Consider the following 5,695-nt stretch of genomic DNA (forward strand, 5'->3'; position numbering starts at 1 on the left):
CCGCGGCTGCTGGCACGTAGTTTGCCGGGGCTTACTCGTACGGTACCGTCACGCTCTTCTTCCCGTACAACAGAGGTTTACAATCCGAAAACATTCATCCCTCACGCGGCGTCGCTGGGTCAGGGTTACCCCCATTGCCCAAGATTCCCCACTGCTGCCTCCCGTAGGAGTCTCTACCGTATCTCAGTTCCAGTGTGACCGGCCATCCTCTCAGACCGGCTACCCGTCTTAGCCTTGGTAGGCCCTTACCCCACCAACAAGCTGATAGGACGGAAACTCATCCATCGGCAGCCACAATATGTGACCTTTCACCAAAAAAATGGCCTACGCGGTATTAGCCCGCCTTTCGACGGGTTGTCCCCCTCCAATGGATAGATATTCACGCGTTACTCACCCGTCCGCCACTATCCATGTACAAACAAGCAAGCTTGCAAGATACATGAACCGTACGACTTGCATGTGTCAGGCACGCCGCCAGCGTTCGTCCTGAGCCAGGATCAAACTCTCAAAAAAAAATCTGCTAAACGTAAAAACCCGCACGCTTCCTATCCTGCCTATATACCCTTGTCAAGGTGCATGAAACTTGCCCGTTTAAAAGGGCAAAGGTTATTATACTATGGCCTTGGATCAGTGTCAATAATTAAGATGCTATTATCCCTTGATCCGTTTCAACTTCCTCTCGCCGAAACTAACAGGTATCAGCTACTTATCCTCTTCTTCCAGGGTGATATTGAGTACTCCCTCTTCTATCTCCCGTTCAGCTTTTTCAAGCAGATCCGTTTCCTCGACTTCTTCTTCTACGATGGGGAATGCCATCCCTTCCGAAGCCTTGGCCTTGACAGCAGTGGTGATTTCTTCCATCAGGTCCTGGTGCTCCAGGAGGTAATTGCCAACACTTTCCTTCCCCTGCCCAAGGCTTTCACCCTTGTAGGCTATCCAGGAGCCCTTTCTCTTGAGAATCTCATAATCGAGGGCCATATCCAGTACCGATATCTCGGCGGGGATGCCCTTGCCGTAGATCAGCGAGGCGTGGGCCGTCCTGAAGGGTGGCGCCTGCTTATTCTTGACGACCTTGATCCAGAGTTCATGGCCAAGGTTCTCATCACCCCTTGAGATGGACTTGCCTCTCTTTACCTCGACCCTTACGGAACTGTAGAACTTGAGGGCTCGCCCGCCGGTGGTAGTTTCCTGCGGTCCCCCGTACCCCATGGTGGATATCTTGGCCCTGAGCTGGTTAATGAATATGACCACGCAGTTACTCCTGGAAATGGCCGAAGTGAGTCTCCTCAATGCGTATGACATGAGCCTTGCCTGCAGTCCAACTTGGCTGTCGCCGATCTTACCGTCGATCTCCGCCTGGGGCGTCAGGGCCGCTACAGAATCAACGACGATGACATCAACGGCTCCACTCCTGACGAGGGTCTCCAGTATGAAGAGAGCCTGCTCGCCGCTGTCGGGTTGGGCCACGTAAAGGTCCTCGATTTTGACCCCTAGCGAAAAGGCCAGTCGGGGATCAAGAGCGTGCTCGGCATCAATGAAGGCAGCTATTCCCCCCGCCTTTTGCGCCTCGGCGAGGGCGTGGAGCGCAAGGGTAGTTTTGCCCCCTCCCTCAGGCCCGAAGACCTCCACTATTCTCCCCCTGGGATATCCTCCGATGCCAAGGGCTATGTCAAGGGGAAGCACGCCTGTCGAGATCACCTCGGCGGGTGCTCCGGAGCTTTCTCCCAAGCACATGATCGCGCCTTCCCCGAATTTGCTCCGGATATCGTTCAAAGCCTGGTCAAGCACATCTTCTCTGGTCATTGTGCCTTTACGTTTCCCCATGATCACCGCACCTCCAGGTCATTTGAGAACTCGAAAACCACAATGGGAGAGTATCTGGGTCCTTCGGGCAAAAGCTCGCTCCTCATCAATGTCAGGGAAGACACGTTCCATTCACCCCAGGACTCGCTGCTGTTGTTCATCTCTCTCAAGGCTTCCACCGGAAGATCCACACCCAGCGGAATTCTGGCCAGGGTGACATGGGGGTGAAAGGGTCTCTTGTCCTTTTCCATTCCCGCCGCGACGGCGGCCCTTTCGACGATGGCAGCCAGCCTCTGAACCAGGTAATCCTCGCCCCCGATCCCGGCCCACAGGATCCTGGGCCGGCGTAAACCGGGGAAGGCGCCTATCCCGGCAAGTTCAAGCGGGAAGGGCCTCGTTTTTTTTAGTGAAAGGCCGTGTTCCAAAGTGCTTTCGAGCTTGTAAAGAAGAGTATAAGGTATCTCGCCGCAAAATTTGAGGGTGATATGGTAGGCGTCCTCCCTGACCCACCGGATTTCAGGCATCATTTTTTTAAAGTGGGAAACCCACCTCGAAAGCTTTTCCCTGACCGAGCCGTCGAGTTCGACGCAGACAAAGCACCGAACAAGGTCAACAGCCATGGTCAACACCCCTTGCGCGTCTCAAGGCCACGACCACCTCCGCGAGAGCCGAGGCGACGGCCATTTCCCTGATCGACCTCCTGTCCCCCTTGAAGTATCTCTCAAAGGCCTTGCTCCCGGAGGATGAGGTCACGGCGAACCATACTAACCCTACGGGTTTCCCGGGTACCGCTCCTCCCGGACCCGCGATCCCCGTGACCGAACAGGCTATGTCGGACTCGAAAAGATTCAAAGCGCCGAGGGCCATTGCAAGGGCGCACTCTTCGCTAACGGCTCCATGTTCCTGGATCAATTCTTCCGAAACCTTGAGGATCCTCGTCTTGGAACGGTTTGAATAACTGACGACCCCGCCGGCGAAGACGTCGGAAGAGCCAGCGTTATCGGTGAGAGCTCCCGACAGAAGCCCTCCTGTACAGGATTCAGCGCAACAAATCGTAAGCCCTCTGGCTCTTGCTTCGGCAAGGACCACGCGGGAAAGCTCTTCAACACGACCCGCGCTCTCATTTGCTTCTTTCATATCCGGGTCATAACCCGCAGACCCCCGCCCAGGAAAAACCATGATAACCCCCTGAGTATAAGATTAGTCATAAGTCCGGCAAGGACATCATCGGCCATTATGCCAATTCCCGCCGGCAGTTTTTCCACGTTCCTGACCGGAAAGGGTTTGACGATATCGAGAATCCTGAAAAGTCCCAAAGCCGGCAGAAAAAAATGAGGACCGAAACCGTATAGGGATATCCACATCCCGACCACTTCGTCGATGACAACTTCCGGCGGATCCTTCACGCCTATACGCTTAGAGTAGGACCAGGATGCTATTCCTCCAAGGACGGCCAGCAGGATTATCAACACCGCATTGACGGGCAGGAACATCGCGACCACTACGGCCGCGAAGGAGGCCAGAGTCCCGGGCATCCCGGTTAGGAATCCCAGACCCAGGCAAGTGCTCACGAGTTCGTCCGGGCGACATTCCCTCACGGCGTCACAACCTCCCCGACCAAGTCATGCTCCAGGGCTTCCAGTATCCTGACCTTCACGAACTCGCCCGGCCTGATGACCTCTTTAAAGCTTGCTTCGATCACACCGTCGACTTCGAGAGCCTCCCTGAAGGAACGGCCTTCCAGGTACTCATCTTCAGGGTGGCACCCATCGACCAGGACCTTGAGGACTGCCCCCTCGAAGAGCTTCTGCCTGTCGAGGGAGATTTCCTCCTGGAGAGAGAAGAGACGTTCCATCCTTTCCCTCTTGACATCCTCGTCGACCTGGCCTTCCATCGCCGCCGCCGGTGTCCCCTCTTCCGGGTAAAAGGGGAAAACGCCTACCCTGTCGATTTTCGCCGATTTGAGAAAGGCAAGCAGTTTCTCAAAGTCTTCCGCTGTCTCTCCGGGAAAGCCCACCATGATGGTGGTCCTCAGCGCGAACCACGGATCCAGCGAACGGGCAAAGGAAAAGAGATCCAAGGCCCTTTCGCCTTCGGCTCCTCCCCGGTTCATGGCCTCCAGGATCCGGGCGGAGGCGTGCTGAACGGGCATATCCAGATAGTTGAGGAAGAGATCGCTGGAAACCACCTTTTCGATCAGATTTCTATCGACCCTTCCCGGGTTAAGATAAAGAAGTCTGAACCAAAGGTCTTCTCTCTCGAAACGATCCTCAAACCCATCAATAAGCAGGTCGAGGTCTACCTCATCTCCCGCGTCCTGCCCATAGGCGGTAAGGTCTTGGGCAACCAGGCAAATCTCCCTGGCGCCTTCGGAGACCAACCTTGCCGCCTCCTCGTAAATTATCGTGGAGGGTACGCTCGCAAAGGGACCCCTGATGCTTGGAATGGTGCAGTAACTGCAACGATTGTCACATCCCTCGCTGATCTTCAGGTACCTGGTCCAGGAGGGAGTGCCCGGGAGCAGGATTCGGTTTTGGCACGGGTGCCCTCCGATCATCGCTTTCGCTATCGCCTCGGTATCTCCCGCCCTAGCGAAAAGATCGGCCGATGGGATCTCTGACCTGAGATCCTTCTCATACCTGTTGACGAGGCATCCCACGATCCCCAGGAATTTCAGTTTTCCCGATTGCCTGAGGATTTCCAGGTCCAGGATGGCATCGATGCTCTCCTCCACGGCGGGAGCGATAAAACCACAGGTGTTAACGATCGCCGCGTCAGCTTCATCGGAGGTTGCTACCAAGCGATGACCACCTTTTCCGAGAACCCCCGCAATTGCTTCGCTGTCAACCTGATTTTTGGAACAGCCAAGGCTTAAAAGGAATACTTTCATCGGAAAGGTTATAGCCTCTTCATGGATCCATCGGGGAGGAATTCGATAGTGACGACTTCACCCATCCTACCAATGGAGTCAACTTCCTGAGCATCCCAGGTCAGCGATACGGCCCCAGCGCTTCCGAACCTTATGGTTGTCCGGATATCGATGATCGTCTCGTAGGAATCACCAGCGTAAAGGGTCTTCTGGACCTTCCCTCCGTCGTCACGATTCACCCCGATCCAGCAAGGTCCGCTGGCCTTGATGGCGAGACTTCCGACGGGGGCGGGTTTCCTCCCTGGAGGCTCACTCTCGTGGCCGGGGATCCAGGACGTGTCTTCCGGTCCCTGGCTAGGGGCAACCTCTTGAAGGACAGTGGCGGTGCCTACCTCCGGAGCTGCGAGGCTTTCAGCGACGATGTCCCTACCGGTGCCGGGAAGGGCTTCATCGGGCGATACTGCCACGTCCTGCGGAAGGGCGTTCTCCGTGGAAAAGGTGGCTACTTTACTGGTCATGACATCTTTCTGCTGCCAGATCATGTAAAAGGAGATACCGATCGCGAAAAAGAGGAAGAGGAACATCCACGCCTTTGACACCTTCTGAAAACCTTTCTGAGGCGGCATATATTGCACCAGTGACTCCGCGAGGCCCTCCTCGCCCGGAAGAAAGGACTGGAAAACCTGTTCGTACTCGGGCCAAAGGTCGAAGGAATCGATAATCTCGAGGTAGGTTTTCACGAACCCCCTCGCGTAGATGTTCTGCGGCAGATCCTGAAGGGATCCATTTTCTATAGCCTCCAGGAAGGGCATGCGTATCTTGGTCTTTTCGGATACTTCCGAAAGTTTCAGGCCCTTTTGACGACGGCGCCCGCCTGCCTCCTCACCCAGTTGCGCGGCATTCCTTGTTTCTTCAGTCACGGAGGACTCCTTCCAAGGCCCTGGCCTTGATCTCCCTAACCGCTTCGTACGGATCGGGGACATTGAAGATGGCGCTACCGGCTACAAGCACGTCGCACCCCCC

General features: G+C 55.5%; 6 protein-coding genes and 1 rRNA gene. All 7 read right to left on the reverse strand.

Annotation, left to right across the window (positions count from 1 at the left end; translation table 11 throughout):
• A 16S ribosomal RNA gene (locus GX108_03150) occupies positions 1 to 514 on the reverse strand; the annotation flags it as partial.
• 188 nt (positions 515 to 702) lie between these two features.
• On the reverse strand, positions 703 to 1,824 hold the full coding sequence (recA, locus tag GX108_03155) for a recombinase RecA (GenBank protein ID NLO56041.1): 1,122 nt from the start codon (positions 1,822 to 1,824) through the stop codon (positions 703 to 705).
• A gap of 2 nt (positions 1,825 to 1,826) precedes the next feature.
• Entirely contained in the window at positions 1,827 to 2,423 is a 597-nt protein-coding gene (gene thpR, locus GX108_03160) for an RNA 2',3'-cyclic phosphodiesterase (GenBank protein ID NLO56042.1), read from the reverse strand.
• Positions 2,413 to 2,940 (reverse strand): CinA family protein, encoded by a 528-nt coding sequence (locus GX108_03165; GenBank protein ID NLO56043.1) that lies wholly within the window; start codon positions 2,938 to 2,940, stop codon positions 2,413 to 2,415. The genes thpR and GX108_03165 overlap by 11 nt, the downstream gene beginning before the upstream one ends.
• Positions 2,937 to 3,338, reverse strand: a complete 402-nt coding sequence (locus GX108_03170; protein ID NLO56044.1) for a phosphatidylglycerophosphatase A — start codon at positions 3,336 to 3,338, stop codon at positions 2,937 to 2,939. Before GX108_03170 ends, GX108_03165 begins: the two co-directional genes overlap by 4 nt.
• A gap of 59 nt (positions 3,339 to 3,397) precedes the next feature.
• On the reverse strand, positions 3,398 to 4,693 hold the full coding sequence (rimO, locus tag GX108_03175) for a 30S ribosomal protein S12 methylthiotransferase RimO (GenBank protein ID NLO56045.1): 1,296 nt from the start codon (positions 4,691 to 4,693) through the stop codon (positions 3,398 to 3,400).
• Positions 4,694 to 4,701: 8 nt separating this feature from the next.
• On the reverse strand, positions 4,702 to 5,592 hold the full coding sequence (locus GX108_03180; protein ID NLO56046.1) for a DUF4115 domain-containing protein: 891 nt from the start codon (positions 5,590 to 5,592) through the stop codon (positions 4,702 to 4,704).
• Between the last annotated feature and the right edge of the window lie 103 nt (positions 5,593 to 5,695).

It is taken from the genome of Thermovirga sp. (assembly GCA_012523215.1).
GTDB lineage: Bacteria > Synergistota > Synergistia > Synergistales > Thermovirgaceae > 58-81.